The 19,380-nt window shown below is 64.7% G+C and carries 21 protein-coding genes; 12 read left to right on the top strand and 9 right to left on the bottom strand.

Going from position 1 to position 19,380, the window contains the following annotated elements; translation table 11 throughout:
* Nucleotides 1-60 precede the first annotated feature (60 nt).
* Nucleotides 61-336 carry a hypothetical protein gene (locus ACTX90_RS15320; protein WP_047120192.1) on the top strand — a complete coding sequence of 92 codons (276 nt, stop codon included), beginning with the start codon at nucleotides 61-63 and terminating at the stop codon, nucleotides 334-336.
* On the opposite strand, the gene ACTX90_RS15315 is transcribed toward ACTX90_RS15320, so the two are convergent.
* Nucleotides 333-851 carry a hypothetical protein gene (locus tag ACTX90_RS15315; protein ID WP_113607057.1) on the bottom strand — a complete coding sequence of 173 codons (519 nt, stop codon included), beginning with the start codon at nucleotides 849-851 and terminating at the stop codon, nucleotides 333-335. The two genes, ACTX90_RS15320 and ACTX90_RS15315, sit on opposite strands and share 4 nt — an antisense overlap.
* A 318-nt stretch (nucleotides 852-1,169) precedes the next feature.
* Between ACTX90_RS15315 and ACTX90_RS15310 the strand changes: the two genes are divergently transcribed.
* From ACTX90_RS15310 to ACTX90_RS15295, 4 genes are all read left to right on the top strand, one after another.
* Complete coding sequence (locus ACTX90_RS15310; protein WP_424678308.1) at nucleotides 1,170-1,610, top strand: carboxymuconolactone decarboxylase family protein; 441 nt, start codon at nucleotides 1,170-1,172, stop codon at nucleotides 1,608-1,610.
* Entirely contained in the window at nucleotides 1,610-2,806 is a 1,197-nt protein-coding gene (locus ACTX90_RS15305) for a pyridoxal phosphate-dependent aminotransferase (RefSeq protein ID WP_443442346.1), read from the top strand. The genes ACTX90_RS15310 and ACTX90_RS15305 overlap by 1 nt, the downstream gene beginning before the upstream one ends.
* Before the next feature lie 440 nt (nucleotides 2,807-3,246).
* On the top strand, nucleotides 3,247-3,645 hold the full coding sequence (locus tag ACTX90_RS15300) for a hypothetical protein (protein ID WP_082344847.1): 399 nt from the start codon (nucleotides 3,247-3,249) through the stop codon (nucleotides 3,643-3,645).
* The gene (locus tag ACTX90_RS15295; RefSeq protein WP_443442345.1) at nucleotides 3,642-4,397 is read left to right on the top strand and encodes an RES family NAD+ phosphorylase; all 756 of its coding nucleotides are present in this window, start codon (nucleotides 3,642-3,644) and stop codon (nucleotides 4,395-4,397) included. Before ACTX90_RS15300 ends, ACTX90_RS15295 begins: the two co-directional genes overlap by 4 nt.
* 250 nt (nucleotides 4,398-4,647) lie before the next feature.
* Here ACTX90_RS15295 and ACTX90_RS15290 read toward each other — a convergent pair whose 3' ends face one another.
* The 4 genes from ACTX90_RS15290 to ACTX90_RS15275 form a co-directional block, all read right to left on the bottom strand.
* Nucleotides 4,648-5,982 (bottom strand): alpha/beta fold hydrolase, encoded by a 1,335-nt coding sequence (locus ACTX90_RS15290; protein ID WP_443442344.1) that lies wholly within the window; start codon nucleotides 5,980-5,982, stop codon nucleotides 4,648-4,650.
* Nucleotides 5,979-7,196, bottom strand: a complete 1,218-nt coding sequence (locus ACTX90_RS15285) for a metal-dependent hydrolase family protein (RefSeq protein ID WP_443442343.1) — start codon at nucleotides 7,194-7,196, stop codon at nucleotides 5,979-5,981. The genes ACTX90_RS15290 and ACTX90_RS15285 overlap by 4 nt, the downstream gene beginning before the upstream one ends.
* Nucleotides 7,193-8,647, bottom strand: a complete 1,455-nt coding sequence (locus ACTX90_RS15280) for an aminopeptidase P family protein (RefSeq protein WP_244910845.1) — start codon at nucleotides 8,645-8,647, stop codon at nucleotides 7,193-7,195. The genes ACTX90_RS15285 and ACTX90_RS15280 overlap by 4 nt, the downstream gene beginning before the upstream one ends.
* Nucleotides 8,648-8,790: 143 nt before the next feature.
* Nucleotides 8,791-9,558: a helix-turn-helix transcriptional regulator gene (locus ACTX90_RS15275; RefSeq protein WP_053798863.1), complete on the bottom strand. Its 768-nt coding sequence runs from the start codon at nucleotides 9,556-9,558 to the stop codon at nucleotides 8,791-8,793.
* A 235-nt stretch (nucleotides 9,559-9,793) separates the two neighbouring features.
* Between ACTX90_RS15275 and ACTX90_RS15270 the strand changes: the two genes are divergently transcribed.
* Nucleotides 9,794-10,150: a DUF2695 domain-containing protein gene (locus tag ACTX90_RS15270; RefSeq protein ID WP_082344844.1), complete on the top strand. Its 357-nt coding sequence runs from the start codon at nucleotides 9,794-9,796 to the stop codon at nucleotides 10,148-10,150.
* Nucleotides 10,151-10,155: 5 nt separating this feature from the next.
* Here ACTX90_RS15270 and ACTX90_RS15265 read toward each other — a convergent pair whose 3' ends face one another.
* The gene (locus ACTX90_RS15265; RefSeq protein WP_113607051.1) at nucleotides 10,156-10,827 is read right to left on the bottom strand and encodes a DedA family protein; all 672 of its coding nucleotides are present in this window, start codon (nucleotides 10,825-10,827) and stop codon (nucleotides 10,156-10,158) included.
* A 367-nt stretch (nucleotides 10,828-11,194) separates the two neighbouring features.
* Between ACTX90_RS15265 and ACTX90_RS15260 the strand changes: the two genes are divergently transcribed.
* From ACTX90_RS15260 to ACTX90_RS15245, 4 genes are read left to right on the top strand one after another with little or no spacing between them, the layout of a single operon-like run.
* Complete coding sequence (locus ACTX90_RS15260) at nucleotides 11,195-12,112, top strand: ABC transporter ATP-binding protein (RefSeq protein ID WP_113607050.1); 918 nt, start codon at nucleotides 11,195-11,197, stop codon at nucleotides 12,110-12,112.
* Nucleotides 12,109-12,864 (top strand): ABC transporter permease, encoded by a 756-nt coding sequence (locus ACTX90_RS15255; protein ID WP_113607049.1) that lies wholly within the window; start codon nucleotides 12,109-12,111, stop codon nucleotides 12,862-12,864. Before ACTX90_RS15260 ends, ACTX90_RS15255 begins: the two co-directional genes overlap by 4 nt.
* Entirely contained in the window at nucleotides 12,861-14,015 is a 1,155-nt protein-coding gene (locus ACTX90_RS15250; RefSeq protein WP_181728073.1) for a sensor histidine kinase, read from the top strand. Before ACTX90_RS15255 ends, ACTX90_RS15250 begins: the two co-directional genes overlap by 4 nt.
* Entirely contained in the window at nucleotides 14,012-14,617 is a 606-nt protein-coding gene (locus ACTX90_RS15245; RefSeq protein WP_443442342.1) for a response regulator transcription factor, read from the top strand. The genes ACTX90_RS15250 and ACTX90_RS15245 overlap by 4 nt, the downstream gene beginning before the upstream one ends.
* On the opposite strand, the gene ACTX90_RS15240 is transcribed toward ACTX90_RS15245, so the two are convergent.
* The gene (locus tag ACTX90_RS15240; RefSeq protein WP_113607046.1) at nucleotides 14,614-15,114 is read right to left on the bottom strand and encodes a DUF456 domain-containing protein; all 501 of its coding nucleotides are present in this window, start codon (nucleotides 15,112-15,114) and stop codon (nucleotides 14,614-14,616) included. The genes ACTX90_RS15245 and ACTX90_RS15240 overlap by 4 nt on opposite strands.
* 17 nt (nucleotides 15,115-15,131) lie before the next feature.
* Here ACTX90_RS15240 and ACTX90_RS15235 point away from each other — a divergent pair, with 17 nt between their 5' ends.
* A complete protein-coding gene (locus tag ACTX90_RS15235; protein WP_146955958.1) occupies nucleotides 15,132-15,971 on the top strand; it encodes an enoyl-CoA hydratase/isomerase family protein in 840 nt (279 codons plus the stop codon).
* On the opposite strand, the gene ACTX90_RS15230 is transcribed toward ACTX90_RS15235, so the two are convergent.
* Entirely contained in the window at nucleotides 15,968-17,509 is a 1,542-nt protein-coding gene (locus tag ACTX90_RS15230) for a long-chain-fatty-acid--CoA ligase (protein ID WP_244910844.1), read from the bottom strand. The two genes, ACTX90_RS15235 and ACTX90_RS15230, sit on opposite strands and share 4 nt — an antisense overlap.
* 277 nt (nucleotides 17,510-17,786) lie before the next feature.
* Here ACTX90_RS15230 and ACTX90_RS15225 point away from each other — a divergent pair, with 277 nt between their 5' ends.
* Nucleotides 17,787-18,497 carry a VOC family protein gene (locus ACTX90_RS15225; protein ID WP_052772497.1) on the top strand — a complete coding sequence of 237 codons (711 nt, stop codon included), beginning with the start codon at nucleotides 17,787-17,789 and terminating at the stop codon, nucleotides 18,495-18,497.
* A 1-nt stretch (nucleotide 18,498) separates the two neighbouring features.
* On the opposite strand, the gene ACTX90_RS15220 is transcribed toward ACTX90_RS15225, so the two are convergent.
* A complete protein-coding gene (locus tag ACTX90_RS15220; protein WP_443442341.1) occupies nucleotides 18,499-19,296 on the bottom strand; it encodes a GNAT family N-acetyltransferase in 798 nt (265 codons plus the stop codon).
* Nucleotides 19,297-19,380 lie beyond the last annotated feature (84 nt).

The following is a 19,380-nucleotide window of genomic DNA, read 5'->3' as shown; positions in this document are numbered from 1 at the left end:
GCTACCCCGGGCAGAGAAGCCTATACTTTGGCTAAGACCTAAGTAGAGGGAGGACTGCTCATGAGCACGATTCGGCTTCCGAGGATTGCCGTCTCCCGGGACCTGGCCAAGGACCTGGTCTGGGCCGACGAGGTGAAAGCCGACGAGCCGGTGGTGCTCGACGGGCGCTGGATGGTCGTGAACAACGAGGACTTCGCCAGCCAGCTCGCCACCGAGCTGCGCAACCGGAACATCGTGCACTTCGAGGTGCTCGGTGGCAGCCCCGAATGGCAGGACGCCATTCGGGCCGCCGGGGCCACCCATGACGTGCAGATCAACGTGCAGTCGCTGGACTAGGCGTCGATCCAGCGGATGTTCTTCCCCGAGCGCTCCAGCACGGTGTCCCAGAGCTTCTGCTCCTCATAACCCTGCTGCCTGCCCGAGTTGTTGAAGAACAACTCCGCGTACGTCTCCCAGCGGGCGTACTCTTCCCGCAGTTCGTTGTTGTCGATGCGGCTGGCCGCGGTGCGGAATTCTCCCTGCAACGCGGCCTGGGCCAGCGCCGGAAAGGGATCGGGACCTCCGGAGCCCGACTGCAGGTGGTCCAGATGCGCCGTCCATTTGCTGCGAAGCTCCAAGGCCACATCCTGGACCGCGATCAGCGCACGCAGCTGCGCGGTGTTCCGGCGTTCGGTGCGCTGCGCCCTGCGGTTGCCCAGCACCGTCACCCAGGTGATGGCCAGACCCGTGAGCAGGCCGAGAATCGCGGTGGTCCACGGGGTCAGGCTCAGCGAGGAAATGTTCTCGCGCATGAAATCGCATAGCTGGACCAGGTCCTTGGAATCCAGTTGCCCGCACGTTTGAATCTGCATCACGCCACCTCGCCGCCGCCTATCCAGATCATGCCGGTATTCTATGCGCGAATCCAGCAGGCCAGTAGGGCAACGGGCAAGCATCCTGATGGGTTGCTATCGAATGCGGCAGTCTCGCCGCCGCCGTCACGTAACCTGCAGCTTTTGTTGCTACATCGCAATATATTGTCCTGAAGGGCACGAACAGGGACTTGAGGGTCTTGTCCCATAGTCGGTGGCTGAGCGCCCGAAGCGAACTAGGAGGTTGCAAGCGCCGGGCGGTATGGTTCAGATATGGCTGTCTCAGATCCTCTTTTCCTTGATAAATCCAATCCGGAGTTGTGGAACTCTATTGGGAAGTTCGCCAATCAGCTGACCAAGTCCTACCAGGACGCAGGCATCAGCGACCGGCTGGCCGAACTGGTGAACCTGCGGGTCTCGCAGATCAACGGCTGCGCCTACTGCCTTGACCTCCATGCCCGCAAGGCCATCGACGCAGGGGAGACGATGCAGCGTATCAACTTGCTGTCCACGTGGAACGAATGCGGCGGACTGTTCGACGAGGAAGAGTGCGCGGCGCTGGCCATCGCCGAAGCAGCAACCAACCTGCCCACCCCCGAGGAACGCATTGCAGCTGTGGCCTCGGCCCGTCTGGTGTTCTCCGATGAGCAGGTGGCGGCCATCCAGTGGATCGCCGTGGCGATGAACGCGTTCAATCGCATCTCGGTGCTCTCCCGGCATCCGGTCAAGGAACGCACCCTGGCTGAAGGCGCAAAGTAGTGAAGGTGTCGAAGCGCGGAGAAGTCCCGCCGTTCGAAGTCATGCAGATCGTCGAGGAAGTCGCGCACCTGCGTGCCGCCGGCCGCGACGTGATCTCATTGTGCGTCGGGGAACCCGGTGGGGGAGCGCCCGCCGCGGTCAATGAGCTCGCCGCGCAGCTGCATGCGCAGAACGCGGATTTCGGCTACACCCCGACCGCCGGGCTGGCCGAGACCCGCGAGGCCTTGGCCGCGCACTACCTGGCCCGCTACGGCGTCCAGATCCCGGCGCGGAACTTCGTCATGACCACCGGATCCTCCGGGGCGTTCCAGCTGGCCTTCCTCGCGGCCTTCGACGCCGGGGACGTGGTGGCTCTGGCCCGTCCAGGCTATCCTGCCTACGCCAACATCCTCGGAGCCTTGGGCCTGCAGGTGGTGGACCTCCCCACCGGGGAAGCCGAACGTTTCCAGCCGACCGCGCAGCTGCTGGAGCAGGCCCTGGCCGAGCACGGAAGGCTCGACGGCCTGGTCATCGCCTCGCCGAACAACCCGACCGGCACCATGTTCAGCGCCGAGGAACTCGAAGAGCTGTGCAGCTGGTGCGACGCCCATGGCGTGCGGCTGGTCAGCGACGAGATCTACCATGGCATCGAATTCGTCCCGGAGCGCAAGGGGCGCACCTCCTGGGAGTTCTCCCGCTCCTCGATCGTGGTTTCATCCTTCTCCAAGTACTGGGGCATGACAGGGTGGCGCCTGGGCTGGATGATCGTCCCCGACGACATGTTGGCCGCGGTGGACGCCCTGGCCTCGAACCTCGCCTTGTGCGCGCCGGCTCCGGCCCAGCGTGCGGTCATCGCCGCCTTCGAGCCGTCGAGCCTTGCCGAGGCGGAGCAGCGGGTCGCCGAGTTCGCGAAGACCCGCGACCTGGTGCTGGCCAACTACAGAAAGCTGGGCATCGAGCAGGCAGCGCCGGCCGACGGCGCGTTCTATCTCTACGGGCGGCTCAGCGAGCGTGTGCTCGACCGCTTCGGCACCGCCGGAGAGTACTGCCGGCAGGTGCTGGAACATGCACAGGTGGCGCTGACCCCGGGCGGCGACTTCGACCCGTTCGAGGGGCACCTGTTCATCAGGCTGTCGTTCGCCGCCGGTTACGAACGGGTGGCCGAGGCGCTGGAGCGGGTGGAAGCGTTTTTGCGCCAGACGCTGTCCGGGGTATAGGACTCGTGGATCGGTGGTGAGAAACTTGGGTGATCTGCACCGCCGGTTCCGCACGAACCTTGTGGTCAATTTCGATGTTGAGCTTCTTGAAACCAACCATCCTGCGACAGTCGTGACGCCAAGCGGCCGATGACATATTAGGCGCTTTCAGGACCGCCGCGTCCTGATCCGCCTGCCTTTGGGCATCCACTATGGCGATGCGTGTGCACGACGTCGGAGTTCGGGCCGGGGAACGCCTGCTGTTCCACATAATGCGGGCCGTATTCTCCCTTATCAGGATGGGTAGATCTTGTTGTGTCCGGTGTGGCAAAACCCCGGAAACGTGCACACTCCGATAGCTGAAATCTGCGCCTTTCGAGCTGCTTGATGAGGCTTTGTGGTGCGTTTTTGGGTGCATTTTTACTATGGGTTGAGCATGCATTCCAGAGTACAATCGAATCATGAAAGCAGCAGTGTCACCTGATCAGCGTCCGGGACTTCGCGCGTACGAGGATTCCGTCGGTCTTCCGTTTCATGAGCTCATTTCGCAGTTGCGGGAGATATTGGGTGTGCGCCTGGTTGCCTATATCGGTGGGGTGAAGTCCTCCAGATCGGTATCGACTTGGGCAGATGGCTCATCCGTTCCCGGCGAAGTCGACCAAGAACGACTTCGTCATGCTTTTCATGCCGCGGCACTTCTGCGGGATCGCTACGACGCTATAACTGTGCAGTCCTGGTTCAAGGGGATGAATCCCGGCTTGAATGATGACGCACCCGCCCAGGTCCTGCGCGAGTCTGACCCGATAGTTGGTTCTCGGGACGTGATCGTCGCCGCTAAATCATTCGCTTACGGCCGATGATGAATCCCGAACATGGAAACAGCGTGGACCTTGAAATAGAGTGCCCAGATGAACCCCTCCATGTTTGGCGCGTCGGATTCTCACCCGAACTTTGGGCTTGGACGCCTTGGACGTTCGCCGGTGACGACGGACTTTTCAGTGGACGTTGGGATGACCAGCTTGGCGAGTTTCGTACCATCTACACTGCCGAAAGCCTTCTTGGATGCTTCCTCGAGCTGCTTGCCCTCTTCCGTCCCAGTCCCGAGCTGGTCGCCGGGCTTGACCAGATTATCGACGACGACGGCAGCATTGGCAGCTACCCCGAAGCTCCCCAATGCGCCATTGGCTACTCATGGTTGGAAGACCGGCGGTACGGTTCTGCACGCCAAAGCGGCAAATACTGCTACGTCACCCACTCACGCAGTATTGCCGCGTTGAGCATCCACTACCCCTTCGACCGATATGATATTTCCCTCGCCGACGTCGATACTGCCCTGTTGAAGGACGCCCGAGACCGCGTGCTCACTAGATCCATCGCCAGATGGCTTTACGACCTGCACGAAGAGACAGCGGGCGAGCCTGTCGTCGATGGTGTGAGGTTTAATTCCCGCCACGGTGATGAGATCCGTGTCTGGGCGGTGTCCCAACGTGCCGATGACTTGGCTGTCAGTCCTCGGATCCAACCTGTGATGGAGCCTCTCCCGGTGCCGCCCGACCTTCCCGAGCTGCAAGAGGCATTTGCCCGCTTTGGTCTGCAATGGCATGAAGGCTGATTGCCCAGAACGTGCGCACGGCACCACGCGTCCAGCAAAAGGAACGGTGTGCCGTGGCGGCTTCGGTGAATCGGAAAGGCCAATAAGCCGAATCCCTGATTCAACCTTCTGAGTCATTGCGCATGATCCCAAATTCGTTCCTGCAGGTTCGAACTCCTTAGGACTGGAACTCGCGGTATGCGAAGAAGCGGGCACGGAATGATCCGTGCCCGCCTCTCTTCACGCATGGTCAATACGGTTTTGTGATGATTCAACTGGCCAGCGGACCGCCGACCTCGTCCACCATGGCGAAGAGCCTGCGCAGCACCGCTGGGTCGTTGATCCCGTCGTGCTCGTGCTCATTGGTGACCCAGGCCTGCAGGCCGCCGACCTTTTTCGCGGTGTCCAGCGACAGGCCGGCATCCACATACATGTCGTCGTAGTAGACGGCGGCGGCCATCGGAACCCGGTTCGCCGCGATCTTCTGAAGGTCGTAGATCTTCCGGTGGGTGCCGCGCGCTGCCAGCACCTCGACTGCCGGGATATACGGGCGCAGCAGCCGGGTCTCCTCGAAAGTCCAGCGGAACATCATTTCGCCGGTAAACAGCAAGGTGGGCGCATCCGTGGCGAAATCCGCGTGCTGCTCCAGCTCCGCCTGGGCGGCGAAGGCGCTGGGGCCGTTGGCCCCGTTGCCGTAGATGTCCTCCTGCAGCACCGCGAACAACGGGTTCCCGGCAAAGCTGGTGCGCGCCTGGACCTCCTGCAGCAGGCAGTCGCTGAGCTCGGTGCCGTCGCCGGATTGCTCCAGCAGCCAGTGCAGGCGTTCGAAGCCCGGACCCATGCCGAAGTCGATGCCCAGCGACTGCAGCCGGCGGACCGTGAAGCGGTCGCCGTCGGGCAGCAGCACCTCACGTTCGGCCAGCGTGCGGGCCAGATTGGCGGCACGGGCGCGGTCCTGCGGGTACATGCGGTAGAACTGCTCGTTCTTGGCACGCACCCGGTGGATGGTGCGGGCGTAGACCCCGGCGGCGCTCGGCTCAAGGCTCGGCAGCCCGCCGGTGATGAAGCAGGCGGTCAGCGCGTTATCGAAGTAGCTCAGGTAGCTCAGGGTCAGGAACCCGCCGTAGCTCTGGCCCAGCGTGGCCCATTTGCGGCCTTGGTAGCCGCGCCGGCGGATCGCCTCAGCATCGGCCACGATGGAGTCCGCGCGGAAGTTCTCCAGGTACGCCGCGCCGCTGCCGCCGTCCGGGAATCCGGAGATCACCTGGGCGGTGACCGGGGTGGAGCGGCCGGTGCCGCGCTGGTCCATGAGGATCACGCGGTAGCGTTCCAGCGCCGTATCCAACCGGTCGGAACCGCCCACCGGGCGCGGTCCCTGCCCGCCGGGCCCGCCCTGCAGATAGACCATCAGCGGCAGCTGCTGCCCGTCCAGGTGCGCACGCACCATTTCGCGGTAGAACAACTCGATGGCGGGGCCGCCCGGATTGTTCCAGTCCAGCGGCACCTGAAGCACGTAGTCGCGGAAGCGGCGTCCGCCGGCCACGTAGGTTTCCAGCAGCCGCGGGGCCGCATCCAGGTTCTGCACGGCCTGTGCCAGCGCGGTCATTTAGCGCCCTCCAGCAGTCCCAGCGAATCGAAGACCGGGGCTCCGGCCTGGATGACGGTGCGGCCCTTGGCCTCGGACACCAGGAAGTCCACATCCTGGCGCGGATCGCCGTCAAGCACCAGCAGGTCCGCGGTCTTGCCGGCGGCCAGCGAACCGATGGACTCGTTGCCAATCAGCTGCGCATTCACGCTGGTGGCCGAGCGCAGCAGGTCTTCCACGGTGGAAGCCGCCGCCTGCAGGGCCAGCCCATTGAGCTGCTCGTCGCCCAACTCGCCCATCAAATCGCTGCCGAATCCAACCTTGGCCCCGGCATCCAGCGCATGGCGCACCGCCTGTTGCCCGCGCTCGAGCACAATCCGGTTCTTCTCCTGGGACACCGCAGCCAGGCCAAGTTCCTCGCCGCGCGAATCCATGGCCGCATAGGCGGCCAGGGTGGGGACCAGGAAGGCGTCGTGCTGCGCCATGAGCTTGGCGGTGTCGGCATCCAGCAGGTTGCCGTGCTCGATGCTGCGCACCCCGTTTTCCACCGAGTGGCGGATCGCCGGCACCGAGTAGGCGTGCGCGCAGACATAGGAGCCGCGGCGGGCCGCCTCGGAGGTGATGATGCGGATTTCCTCGGGGGAGTATTGCGGGATTTCCAGCGGGTCGGTCAGCGAGATGACCCCGCCGCTGGTCATGATCTTGATGGCGTGTGCCCCGGTGCGGAAGGCATTGCGCACTGCCACGCGCAGGTTGTCGGGCCCGTCGACAATTTGGCACATGTGCCCGTGGCTGAAGCAGGTGTCCAGGTGCGCCTCGCGCGGGTCGCCGTGCCCGCCGGTCTGGCTGAAGGCGGGGCCGGTGAAGTAGTAGCGCGGCGAGTCGAACAGCTTCTCCTCGATGGCGCGGGCCAGGCCCAAGTCGCCGCCGGCTACGTCGCGCACGGTGGTGAAGCCGCGGCGCAGCGCGGCTGCCAGGCGGTGGGAGCCGGCCAGCGCGGAGTAGGAGAGCGGGCCCAGCTCGTTGTCCAGGCCCTGCAGGGCCACGGCGTAGGCGTGGAAGTGCGCGTCGATCAGCCCGGGCAGCACGGTGCGCCCGGCGGCGTCGACCAGGATTCCCTCGCGCTGGGCGCCCACAGCGGTGATGGTCCCGTCGACCAGGGTGATGTTCGCCGGCTCGTCCAGGAAGCGTTCGCCGTCGAAAACCGTGGCGTTGCACAGGGTCAGGGTGCTCATGCGCGCACCGCCAGGTTCATCGCCTGGGCCATCCACTGCTCCAGGCCGGTGGCGTCCAGCGGCAGTTCGCCGGAGAGGTTCTCGTAGCCGGTGGCGGTGATCAGCAGGTCGTCCTCGATGCGTACGCCCAGGCCGCGCAGCTCCGGCGGGACCATGGCGTCGTGGGCGTGGAAGTAGAGGCCAGGTTCCACGGTCAGCACCATGTTTTCCTCCAACAGCGCGCCCTGGTAGTCCTCGTAGTGCGAGTGCGAGCAGTCATGCACGTCCAGGCCCAGGTGGTGGCCCACACCGCACACCAGCCAACGGCGGTGCTGCTGGCCGATGGGGGACAGCGCCTCGTCCACCGAGACCGGCAGCAGGTCCCAGTCGTGCAGGCCCTTGGCGATTTCCTCCATGCAGGCGAAGTGGAAGTCGCTGTACGGCTTGCCCGGAGCCAGCGCGGCCAGTCCGGCGCGGTGGGACTTCTCCACCAGGTCGTGGACCTGGCGCTGGGCGTCGGTGAAGGCTCCGGCCACCGGGAAGGTGCGGGTGACATCTGCGGTGTAGCAGGAGCGTTCCTCCACACCCATGTCCAGCAGCAGCAGCTGGTCTTCGCGAACCGGGCCGTCGCAGCGGGTCCAGTGCAGGGTGGGCGCGTGGATGCCGGCGCCGATGATGGTGGCGTAGCCCGGGCCGTTGCCGTAGGTGCGGGCGGCGCGGTCGAAGGTGCCCTGCAGCCAGCGCTCGCCGCCGGAGGTGATGGCCTGCGGGATCTCGGCCAGCACCTGGCGGAAACCGTCAATGGTGTGGTCCACCGAAGCGCGCAGCTCGGCGATTTCCCACGCGTCCTTGACCATGCGCAGCTGGGAGAGGACCCGCTTCAAGGCGGGGGAATCCTGGGCGTTCAGCTTGTCCAGCTCGCTGGAGTCCACGGCGCCGGCGGCCTGGAACCGGCCCGCACGCACGGCGGACTCGAGTTCCTGGATCGGGCGAACCGGGATGCCCAACGCGCGCTGCCAGTCAAGCGGCTTGTGGCTAGGGCCGACCCAGAGTTCGCCGTGGATGGCATTGGAAAAGAAGTCAGCGGTGCCCGGCGCGTAGGGGACTGGCAGGAACAGTTCGAAGTCATGTCCGTCGCTGGTCGGGTGGCCCAGCAGCACGGCGGTCTCGATCTGGGCATTGACCAGGTACATGAAATCGGAGTGGGCGCGGAACTCGTGGAAGTTGTCGTTGGCCCGCACCGGTGCGTGGCCGGCGAACACCATGATGCCCTGGCCGGCGAAGGCCGCCGAGAGGTTCTCGCGGTGGTTGGCTGCGGCCTGCGACGCCGCGGCATCGACAGGGGCAGGCAATTGGGGTGATTCCCAGCCCTTGGCCATGAAGTCCACGAAGGGCTGGCTGTTCGCCAGCCGGGGAATTACATTCTCCCCGCTGCTTGGTACCGGCATTGACTTGGGGAGTTTCTCACTCATCGACGTGGTGCTCCTGTGAAACGAGAACTGTTGGGATGGCAGGGCTTAGCGCCCCGGTCATTCAAGCTTTTCACGGATCCGCCGCGCCTACGACATAAAACGGTGTCGTAAAACCGACACGTCGTTAATCAGTCTCTGCTGATTCAGTCTGCGGATTCGCGGTCCACGATCAGGTGCCTGGCGCTGATGGCGCCGAGCTGGAACCTGCTGGCTGCGCCGAATCCGCGCTGCAGGGTCTGGATTTTGCGCTGCACCGTGCGCACGCTGACTCCCAGCGCACGGGCCACCGACTCGTCCTTCTGCCCGGCGGCCAGCAGTCGCAGGATCTGGATCTCGTCATCCTCCAGCAGCGTTCCGGACTCGAACTTCCGGTTGCTGACCTGCAGGGCGGTTTCCCAGACCTTGGTGAATGAATCGTTGATGAAATCTGCCAGCACCGGGGAGGTGAGCTGCACGGCCAGATGCGATGCGGCGGAGGCTTCCGAAGTGTGGATGATGAACTCCTCGCGGTCGCGGATCAGCAGCCGCGTCGAGACATTCGTGGAGACCCGGGCTTCCTCGCCTTGGCGGACCGAGTTCAGCATGGCCCGGGTGAGGTCTCCGCGCTCGAATACCGAGGGGTCGTAGACCACCCGGAAGCGCACCCCGCGGGCCAGCGCGGCGGGCTGGGACTTCGATTGGGACTCTGCATGCGCGGGTCTGCCGCCTCGGTCCAGCGCATCGATCGAATGCACCGCCCGGTCCTGGAAGTCGTTGAAGGTGTCCACCAGATCCTGGCGCGAGTAGATCAGTCGCATGGACAGGCCGTCCCGATGCACGTGGGCTCCGTCCGTCGGTACCCCGGTGCGGCGCATGTCGTCGGCCAATGCGGCCAGCTGCTGCGAAATCGAGGTGAGCGTATCGGCATCCATGCGTGTACGACCTTAGTGATGTGTGACGGGGTACAGTCCGTGCCCCGGACAAGGCAGCACGGGGACAGTTGAATCATGGCACATTTCATCGGACAGGATCCCGGATGCCGGTGGGCGTTAGCAGTTCTCCACAGTTCGCCAGGCAGTTGCGAAGCCTTGCGGATCGTGACTGACAGTGGGAGCAGGCAGCCGCAACGGGCCGCCGGAACCGCATCCCAGAGTTGAGGAGAAAACCATGCCGTCACTGCCGGATCCCGTCGACCGTGAATGCCTGCCGTGCTATCTATATCGAGTCGCAGGCGCCGAACCTTGTGCCGCGAACCTGCGCGCGCTGATGCACTACCGCGATTATTCGGCCCCGCGGGCTACCGCCCTGGAGCGGAAGATCAAGCTGCTGGGCGGCTTCTGCGACTGCGAGGTGCTGCTGAACGTTTTCCGGCCCATTACCGATGAGGCTGCGCGCGCGGTGGACGAGGGGCTGGACATGGTCTGCAAAGGAACACGCCGCGGCAGCATTCAACCCTGCGAACAGTGGATGATGCGCCGCGGCGTGCAGTGGGGCGGAGGCCAGTTCCGCTCCCGGAGTGCTTAGATTATCTAGTCTTCCAAGCTCCCGTTGGAAGTGGATTTGTTCTTCTTCCCGGACATGAAAGCCTTCAGCAGTTCCACGCCGATCGGAATCACGGAGATGAAAACAATCAGGATGAAGATGAGGTCGATGTTCTCTTCGATCCAGCTGAACTGTCCGAGCCAGAAGCCCAGCAAGGTGACGCCGACACCCCACAACAGAGCGCCAATCAGATTGTAGAAGACGAAGGTCTTGTGGTTCATCTTGGCAACACCGGCGATCACCGGAACGAAGGTGCGGACCACGGGAACGAAGCGGGCCAGGATGACCGCGCGGCCGCCGAAACGCTCGAAGAAGCTGTGGGCGTGCTCGACATTCTTCTGCGAGAAGAAGCGTGAATCCGGCTTCTTGAAAATCGCGGGACCGGTCTTTTTCCCGATCATGTAACCGGTTTGGTCGCCTGCGAAGGCGCAGACGAAAATGCACAGGGCAAACAGCCACAGCGGGACATGGATGGTGCCGGTGGCGATGAGCATGCCCACGGTGAAGAGCATTGAGTCGCCGGGCAGGAAGAAACCGACCAGCAGGCCGGTTTCCGCGAAAACGATGCCGCAAACGATCAGGACGACCCATGGCGCCAAAGCCGGGTCGTTAAGGAAGACCGCGGGATTCAGCCAGTCTGGCAGGAAAGCCGCACCCATGGTGGGCGACCCAAGTTCGGTCACTATCGAAAGAAATGAAGAATGATCTAGCACGAGAAAAGCCTACGGGATTTCGCTGTGAGTTTGCCCGTGCATAGATGCAGATCACTGCGGTAAATCGATGTGGGAATGGCATTTTGGCCGGGCTGACCGGTAAAGACTTCGATGCCGGGATCTTGCTGTACTGTGCGGGCGCGGTGACGAATGAACCCGCCGGAGTAGCCAAGCTCACATCCGCTGACGCGTCCCCGAAACGACAGTTGAAATGCGGCAACTAAATTCTCGCTGTCGACCCATGACAACGGTCATGTTCAAGTCATGACATTCTGCTCTTCGCCGGCGGGCCTTTTCCGCGAAAAATTGAACTATGGAAACGCTGAACCGAACCGAAGCAGTATCGCTGACGGGTCTGCGCAAGACCTTCACGACACCACGCACCAAGGTCGAAGCCGTGCGCGGAGTCGACCTGAGCATCCAAGCCGGCCAAATCGTTGCCCTGCTCGGCCCTAACGGCGCAGGCAAGACCACCACCGTGGACATGATCCTGGGTCTGACCCAGCCGAGTTCCGGCTCGGTCGAGGTCCTGGGCCTAAGCCCGCACCGGGCAGTGACCTCCGGCAGGGTTTCGGCGGTGCTCCAGACCGGAGGGCTGTTGCGCGACATGACCGTTCGCGAAACCATCACGGTGATTGCCACCATGCACGGGCAGGCCGGCCGTGTTACGCAAGTCATGGACCGTACCGGGCTGACCGCCATCGCCAAGCGGAGGGTCGGAAAGTGCTCCGGCGGCGAGCAGCAGCGCATCAAATTCGCGTTGGCCCTGCTCCCGGACCCCGACGTGCTGATCCTCGACGAGCCCACCGCCGGCATGGATGTGATGGCCCGCCGCGACTTCTGGGAAAACATGCGCTCGGAGGCATCCAGCGGACGCACCATCATTTTTGCCACCCACTATCTGGAAGAAGCGCAGAACTTCGCTGAGCGCACCGTGCTGATGAGCCACGGGCGCATCGTGGCGGACGGGGCGACCGAGGAACTGCGCAAGCTGATTTCCGGACGCACCGTCAGCGCCACGCTGCCCACCGAGCAGGCGATCTCCCAGGCGGAAGCCTTCGACGCCTCGGTGAGCATTGCCGAACGCAATGGACAGCGCATCTCCTTCAAATGCGCCGATTCCGACCGCTTCGCCCAAACCCTGTTGACCGATCTGGGCGCCTGGGACCTTGAAATCTCTGCGCCAAGCCTGGAAGACGCATTCATCCAACTGACCGAGGACGCCCAATGATTGCCACCTATATCCGCGTTGAATTCGCCCGGCACTTCCGCGACGGCTACAACCTGGTCTTCGCGCTGCTGCTGCCGGCAGCCATGTACTTCCTGTTCGGCAACATCCCCAGCTACACGGATGCCGAGGTCGGCAGCGGCAACGTCAAGTTCTACCTGATGGTTTCCATGGCAGCCTACGGCGCGGCCGTCAGCACCGTGGCCATTGCCGGCACGGTGGCCACCGAAACCATGCAGGGCTGGGGCCGGCAGATCGCCTTGACCCGGATGACACCGGCTTCCTTCGTCACCAGCAAGATGATTGTCGCGGCCACGGTGGCGGCAGCCTCGGCGGCGCTGGTCTTCGCCCTGGGCGCAGGTACCGGAGCGCGGGTCACCGACGGCTGGATGTGGGTGGTCAGCTACTTGATCATCCTGGCCGGAGCGATGATCTTCGCCTGCTACGGCATCGGCGTGGGCATGCTGTTCAAGTCGGAATCCGCGCTGGGGCTGGCCTCGGGCCTGATGGTGTTCTTCGCCTTCTTCGGCAACGTGTTCATGCCTCTGGAAGGCGGCATGCTCGACGCAGCCCGTTTCACCCCGATGTTCGGCTATGTGGCCTTAGCCCGCTACCCGATGCTGCACTCAATTCCCGCAGGAGGCGACATGGCGCCGGATCCATTGTGGATTCCAGTGACTAGTGTGGTTGCATGGGCAATCATCTTCGCGCTCTTCGCGGTCTTCGCAACCCGGAAGGCCAAGGCGCGCCAGTGAATAATTCAGGGAGCAATCCCACGGCAATGAGCCAGGCCGGCTGCGAAGTCGACGAAGGCACTGCCTTCTGGGACAAGTGGGGCTGGCTGGTTGCCGGGGTCTGGATCATCTTCCTGATCTTCCCGATCCTGGACCTGCTGTTGGAAGACTATTCGCTGCCCACCAGGATCATCGGACTGATCCTGGTGGTCGTCTTCGCGGTGGTCTACCTCAGGGCCTACGCGGAATTCAGCAGGGTGGTCGGCGAGGGCGGAACCAGGCACCCGCGGGCCTATGCCTACTTCGCCATCCTGTGGGTCATCGTGCTGGCGGGGCTGCCGGTCATCGGGCTGACAGTCATGGGAATCTTCCCGTTCCTGACCTCCTACTCCGCCTTCCTGCTCACCAAGCGCTACACGATCGCCACCTATGTCGCCGTCGCCGTGCTGTGTTTCGTCCTGCCGATCATCTACGGGGAATTCATCGACCTGCTGTTCCTGATCGGCCTGAACCTGGTGCTGATGGTCGTGTACGCCATCACGGTCGCCGCGATCACCCGCTCGGTGGTCTCGGAACAGATCCGCGCCGACTACCTGGTGGTGGCGGAACAGGAACGCATGGCCCGCGACGTGCACGACGGCATCGGCCATTCGCTGACCGCGCTGAACCTCAAGGCCCAGCTGGCGTTGCGGCTCATGGACGCCGGCAGCTACAAGGAAGCCCGCCGGGAGCTTGAGCAGCTCAGCGACCTGGCAGTCACCGCGCTGGATTCGGTCCGCACCACGGTGCACGGGCTCAACCGGCAGAACCTTGAGGCCGAATTGCAGGAACTGCACCAGGCCTGCACGGATAACGGCCTGGAATTCACGGTGCTGGGCACGGTGGAGGACGTCCCCGTGGCCTGGCGGTCGCACATTGCGTGGATCCTGCGCGAGGCGGTCACCAACGTGCTGCGCCACGCCCACGCCGGATCCGTCGCGGTGCGGCTGGGCGCCGCAGGGGTCAGCGTGGACGACGACGGCGACGGCATCCAGGGCGGTGAGAGCGGCCACGGCATCCGCGGCATGCAGGAACGCGCCCGGCTGTTCGGCGCCAGTTGTACAGTGGGAGCATCCAGGCTGGGAGGAACCAGCCTGCAGGTGGCATTCGGCGCGGGAAACGGGGACACATGATCAAGGTGCTGATCGCGGACGACCAGCACCTGGTGCGCGGCGCACTGGCCGCCCTGCTCAATCTTGAGGACGACATCCAGGTGGTCGCCGAATGCGCCGACGGCGACGAAGTCGCGCAGGCGCTGGATGACAGCGGGGCGCAGGTCGCGCTGCTGGACGTGCAGATGCCCCGGTTGGACGGGCTGCGCACCGCGCAGCTGTTGCGCGACAGCCATCCCGAGGTCAAGATCCTGATCGTGACCACCTTCGACCGCCCCGGATACTTCCGCCAGGCCTTCGAAGCCGGGGCCAGCGGATTCCTGGTCAAGGATTCCCCGCCGGCGGAACTGGTCGCCGCCATCCGCCGGGTGCATTCGGGCGGGAAGGTCGTCGACCCGCAGCGCGCCATGCTCAGCGTGGAAACCCGCTCCAACCCGCTGACCGAGAGGGAACGGGAAATCCTCGCGCTGGCCGCCGGCGGGGGACCTGTGTCGCAGATCGCCGCCTCCCTGCACCTGTCGGCCGGAACGGTGCGCAACCACCTGTCCAACGCCATCGGCAAAACCAATACCTCGAACCGGATCGAGGCGGCCCGCACCGCGCGGGAAATGGGCTGGATCTAGCGGGTGGCGAAGTGGGTGATGACCCCGATCATCCACACCGAGGACGCCAGCAGCACGCAGCCCAGCTCGATCACGATGCCCAGCCCCATGGCCTTCAGCGCCGCCCAGGATGAGGTTAGGGCACCGGAGGTTTCGCCGCGGCGGAGCGCCTCGCCGATGAACAAGCCCACCGCGAAGCCCACGAACAAGCCGACCACCGGGATCAGGAAGGCCCCTGCGATCGCGCCGATCAGGGCCGTGAGGATGGACCCCTTCGGGATTGCGTGTTGCTTGAGCTTGCGGCCGGTGAGCACCGCTGATGCGGACCAGCCGAGGAACGCGATGGCGATGCCCAACCCCGCGGCCCACCAGGAAGCGCCGCTGCCCAGCAGCCAGCCCCAGGCCAGCAGCGTTCCGATGGCCAGCAGTGATCCCGGAAGAATCGGGAAGATGGTTCCCAGCGCTGAAACCACCAGCAGCAGGCCGGCAAGAATCGTGTAAAGAATTTGTAGATCCACATGCCTAGTGTGGCACGGTGAGCAAGACGGCAGCGCAGACCGGAAAACAGGAGGTCCTCATGTCCGGGGAAAACAAGGCACGGGTCGGCGTGCAGATCCAGGGTTCCACCGCCGTGGTGCTGCTGGAAAACGAGCGCCAGTTCAACGCCCTGACCAAGGACATGTGCCTGCAGCTGCTGGGCGCCTTCGCCGTGCTGTCCGCGGATCCGGCGGTGTCCGCGATCGTGATCCGCGGCGCCGGCGGGAACTTCTGCGCCGGGATCGCCATCGACCAGATGGACCAGGTGCTCTTCGACAAGGACGCCGACGGGCAGCTGCTGAACCACTTCGATCTGGTGGACCGGGCGATCACCGGCTGCCCCAAGACCACGATCGCGGTGGTGGAGGGCAACTGCTTCGGCGGGGCCTGGCAATTGGCTTCGGCCTGCGAGATCCAGCTGGCGGCCGATGACGTGAAGCTGGCGATCACCCCGGCGAAGATCGGGCTGGTGTTCCCGCGTCCGGGCATCGAGCGGCTGGTGCGCACGGTGGGCGAAAGCCGGGCCAAGTACCTGCTGTATTCCGGAGCCCGCATCCCGGCGGCCGAAGCGCTGGACTGGGGCATGTTCACCCGGATGCACCCGGCCGCGCAGCTGGACGGGGAAGTCGAATCGCTGCTGCAGGCGCTGCAGGGCAACTCCCCGTACTCCATCGCGCGGACCCGCGAGGCCATCGCCGCCCATGGGCAGGAGCCGGCGGCAGCTGACTACGAATCCTGGTGGGCGCGGCTCTGGGAAGAGAACGGGGAGAATCCCGAGCTCGCCGAGGGGCGGCGGGCGTTCCTCGAGCGCCGCGCGCCGCGCTACGGCGATGCCTAGGAGGGCTGCCCTGACTGTTCGGCGTACTGCGCCACCAGCTCGCGCTTGAGGATCTTCCCGCTGGGGCCCAGCGGGAATTCCTGCACGATCTCGATGTGGCGCGGGAACTTGTAGGCCGCCATCTGCTCGCTGGCCCAGGCTCCGATGGACTCGGCGTCCAAGGTGGAGCCTGCTTCCAGTGTGATGGCCGCGGCGATCTCCTGGCCGTGGGTTTCGTGCGGCACGCCGTACACCGCGGCGTTGGAGATCTCCGGATGGCTGATGAGCACCTCCTCGACCTCGCGCGGGTAGACGTTGTAGCCGTTGCGCAGGATCATGTCCTTGGTCCGGTCCAGGATGCGCAGGTAGTCGTCCTCGTCCTTGGTGCCCAAATCCCCGGTGCGGAACCAGCCGTCGACCATCGCCTCGGCCGTGGCCTCGGGACGGTTCAGGTAGCCGGCGAACAGGTTGTGCCCGCGGACCACCAGCTCGCCGATCTCCCCGCGCGGCAGCAGCCTGATTTCGTCCAGATGCGCCGGGTCGGCAATCTCCACCTCGACGCCCCACACCGGGGTGCCGATGGTTCCCGGCCGCGGTTTGCGTCCCACATGGTTGAAGCAGGCCACCGGCGAGGTCTCGGTCAGGCCGTAGCCCTCGTAGATGGGCGCGCTGAAACGCTCTTCGAAGGCGGTGAGCACCGACACCGGCAGCGAGGCTCCGCCCGAGACGCCGAAGCGCAGGCGGGATGGCTTGCCCTCGCGCTGCTTGCCCGCCTCCAGCATGGCGACGTACATCGTGGGTACTCCGAAGAACAGGTCGATGTCTTCATCCAGCACCAGGTCCAGCGCGCCGACGGCGGTGAACTTGGGCAGCAGCATGATTTCCGCGCCGATGCGCAGCCCGGTGTTCAGCACCGTGGTCTGCCCGAAGGTGTGGAACAGCGGCAAGCCGCCGAAGACCTTGTCGCCGCGGCGCATGTCGATGGTGTCCAGCAGCAGGGTGTTCGCCTGCTCCAGTAGCGCAACGTGGGTGCCCAGCGCGCCCTTGGGCTTGCCGGTGGTGCCGGAGGTGTAGAGGATCGTGGCGATGTCCTCGGGACGGCGCGGCAAGTAGGTGTCGATGGGGGTGGCCGCCGCGGCGAGGTCCTCCAGACGGATGCTTCCCAGCTCTTCAGGAGCCAGCACGCTGATCGTCTCGACGCCGCTGAGCTCTGCGCCAGCGGCGCCCTCGCCCAGCAGCGGAGCCGCGCACACCAGCAGGCGTGCTCCGGAATCCTCCAGCACATAGGCGATCTCGTGGCGTTTAAGCAGCGCGTGGATCGGCACGACAACCGCGCCGAGTGCCAGCACCGCGTAGTAGACGCGGGCGAAGTCCGTGACGTTCGGAATCAGCACCGCGACCCGGTCGCCTTCGCCGATGCCGCGCTCCCGCAAAGCCCCTGCGTAGGCGCGGGTTTCGTCCCAGAGCTGCCGGTAGCTGGTGCTCTGCCCGTTGACGGTGATCGCGTTCAACTCGCCATGGCGGGCGGCGCCCTCGGCGGGGATTGCTGCAACGGACATGGTGGCGTTTGGCGAGGAAGAAAGCATGGAAAGGCTCCCGGAGATCAGCGCGAAATGCGAGTGTGTGCTGTGTCACAACCTAACATAATGGAACTGGAAACCGGGAGCAGGTACCCGGTGCCAAGCTTCTGGAGCCTGAAAGTCATATCGTTGCCGCGAGGCGGCCCGAAGCCTAGACTCGCCCTAGCAACTGGATCATGTTTGAAATGGGGAAATGATGCAGGAACTTGGGCAGCCCGGCGCGGAACCGTGCCGGGTAGATTTACTGACCGGTGATATGAAACGAAGCGTCGACTTCTATGGGCGGCTTTTCGGATGGAAAACGAGCGGCGGGAATTCCGGCACGGAAGACTCGATCGACATGTACTTGGGGGACGAACTCGTAGCCGGATTCCTGAACAACGATTCAGGCTCCGAATGCAGCGATGCATGGGTCACCTACCTGAATGTGGCAGACGCCCACGCGGCCAGCTACTCGGCCGGGATGTACGGCGGCTGCGTTTTCCTGCAGCCGCTGGAAATCCAGGGGCAGGGCACCTTGGCCATGATTGGCGACCCCACCGGTATCGGTGTGGGGCTCTGGCAGTCCTCCACTGTCAGGGGGCTGACCAAGGCCTCCGGGCGACACGGGACCCGGATCTGGAATGAATTGCACACCACCAAATTCGAGAAGGTCACCCACTTCTACCGCGATGCGCTGGAATGGGATCTGCTCAGCTTGTCTGACACCGACGAGTTCCGGTACCAGAGCTACGGGCAGGGGCCGAACGCCAAAGCGGGCATCTTCGACATTTCCGGCCAACCGGATCCGAAGCCCGGGTGGCGGACCTACTTCGCGGTGACGGATACGGACAAGGCGCTCGCGCTAGCGAAGAATCTGGGGGCGAAAGTCCTCAAGCAGGCGCAGGATTCGCCCTTCGGGAGGATGGCGGTGCTCGCCGATCCCACCGGGGCGGAGTTCTCCATCATCCAAACCGTACCGGCCTGAGTTATCCGGAACGCTTCCAGGTGTACGGGGTTGTGGTCGTCACCTTGACCATGCCCTGGCGCTCCAGGATCGGGCGGGAGTACTCGGTGGAATCGCTGTGCGCAAAAATGTGCCCGGCGGCCCTCGCCGACCGGGCGCGGGCGTCGGTCAACGCCCGGTAGATTCCGCGGCCTCGGTAGGCGGGGAGCACGCCGCCGCCCCACAGGCCGACCACCTCCGTGCCGGCTACGGGCTCCAGCCTGCCGGCACCGACCATGCGGGCCCCGGCCCAGGCCACCCACAGCTCGAGGCCGTTGGCGAGGTCCATGCGCGCGGCCAGCTCCCGGGCCAGGCCCGGGGAAGGCGGCTGGCCGAATGCCTCGGCGGACATGGCGCACATCTGCTCAACCTCCAAGGGGGTGCTGATTCGGCGGACCTGCACACCCTGCGGAGCAGGAAGGCCGCTGATCAGGTGTTCAAGCCGGCCGAGCATCACTGATTCCGGCTGTCCGGCGCTGAATCCGCAGGACAGCAGGGCCTCGTGCAGTCCCGGGGCGTGGTCGTGGCCGCGGGTCTTGAACTCCACCTCGGTGATTCCGGAGCGCGCCGTGAAATACTCCAGCGCCGGGCCAACCAACGCGGACAGCGGTGCCGGTTCGCCGCCGGTGAACCGCGGCGAGGTGATGAAGCCCTGGCCGCCGGGGAAGACCGCCAGATACAGCGGACCCAGCCGGCCAACCCGGAGGGCGCCCTGCATCTCCGCGTCGGTGCGCAGCTGCGAATCGTAGATATCCAAGAGCCTGCCGGCGGGGTTGGCCATGTGAAAATTCTAGGGTCAACCGGCCCGGCGCGCGGCGCTTTGCCCTGAGCCGCGGGTCGGTGGCACACTCGGACGAGGCAGCCA

Source organism: Glutamicibacter soli, assembly GCF_052322135.1.
Lineage (GTDB): Bacteria > Actinomycetota > Actinomycetes > Actinomycetales > Micrococcaceae > Glutamicibacter > Glutamicibacter soli.
The sequence above is the reverse complement of the archived record's forward strand: the minus strand, read 5'-3'. Positions and strand labels throughout refer to the sequence as shown.

Excerpts from the sequence above, each read along its gene's own strand:
- ACTX90_RS15320 (WP_047120192.1), top strand. The coding sequence starts at position 61 with ATGAGCACGATTCGGCTTCCGAGGATTGCCGTCTCCCGGGACCTGGCC.
- ACTX90_RS15315 (WP_113607057.1), bottom strand. The coding sequence starts at position 851 with ATGCAGATTCAAACGTGCGGGCAACTGGATTCCAAGGACCTGGTCCAG.
- ACTX90_RS15300 (WP_082344847.1), top strand. The coding sequence starts at position 3,247 with ATGAAAGCAGCAGTGTCACCTGATCAGCGTCCGGGACTTCGCGCGTAC.
- ACTX90_RS15295 (WP_443442345.1), top strand. The coding sequence starts at position 3,642 with ATGATGAATCCCGAACATGGAAACAGCGTGGACCTTGAAATAGAGTGC.
- ACTX90_RS15290 (WP_443442344.1), bottom strand. The coding sequence starts at position 5,982 with ATGACCGCGCTGGCACAGGCCGTGCAGAACCTGGATGCGGCCCCGCGG.
- ACTX90_RS15285 (WP_443442343.1), bottom strand. The coding sequence starts at position 7,196 with ATGAGCACCCTGACCCTGTGCAACGCCACGGTTTTCGACGGCGAACGC.
- ACTX90_RS15280 (WP_244910845.1), bottom strand. The coding sequence starts at position 8,647 with ATGAGTGAGAAACTCCCCAAGTCAATGCCGGTACCAAGCAGCGGGGAG.
- ACTX90_RS15275 (WP_053798863.1), bottom strand. The coding sequence starts at position 9,558 with ATGGATGCCGATACGCTCACCTCGATTTCGCAGCAGCTGGCCGCATTG.
- ACTX90_RS15270 (WP_082344844.1), top strand. The coding sequence starts at position 9,794 with ATGCCGTCACTGCCGGATCCCGTCGACCGTGAATGCCTGCCGTGCTAT.
- ACTX90_RS15265 (WP_113607051.1), bottom strand. The coding sequence starts at position 10,827 with ATGGGTGCGGCTTTCCTGCCAGACTGGCTGAATCCCGCGGTCTTCCTT.
- ACTX90_RS15260 (WP_113607050.1), top strand. The coding sequence starts at position 11,195 with ATGGAAACGCTGAACCGAACCGAAGCAGTATCGCTGACGGGTCTGCGC.
- ACTX90_RS15255 (WP_113607049.1), top strand. The coding sequence starts at position 12,109 with ATGATTGCCACCTATATCCGCGTTGAATTCGCCCGGCACTTCCGCGAC.
- ACTX90_RS15245 (WP_443442342.1), top strand. The coding sequence starts at position 14,012 with ATGATCAAGGTGCTGATCGCGGACGACCAGCACCTGGTGCGCGGCGCA.
- ACTX90_RS15230 (WP_244910844.1), bottom strand. The coding sequence starts at position 17,509 with ATGTCCGTTGCAGCAATCCCCGCCGAGGGCGCCGCCCGCCATGGCGAG.
- ACTX90_RS15225 (WP_052772497.1), top strand. The coding sequence starts at position 17,787 with ATGAAACGAAGCGTCGACTTCTATGGGCGGCTTTTCGGATGGAAAACG.
- ACTX90_RS15220 (WP_443442341.1), bottom strand. The coding sequence starts at position 19,296 with ATGGCCAACCCCGCCGGCAGGCTCTTGGATATCTACGATTCGCAGCTG.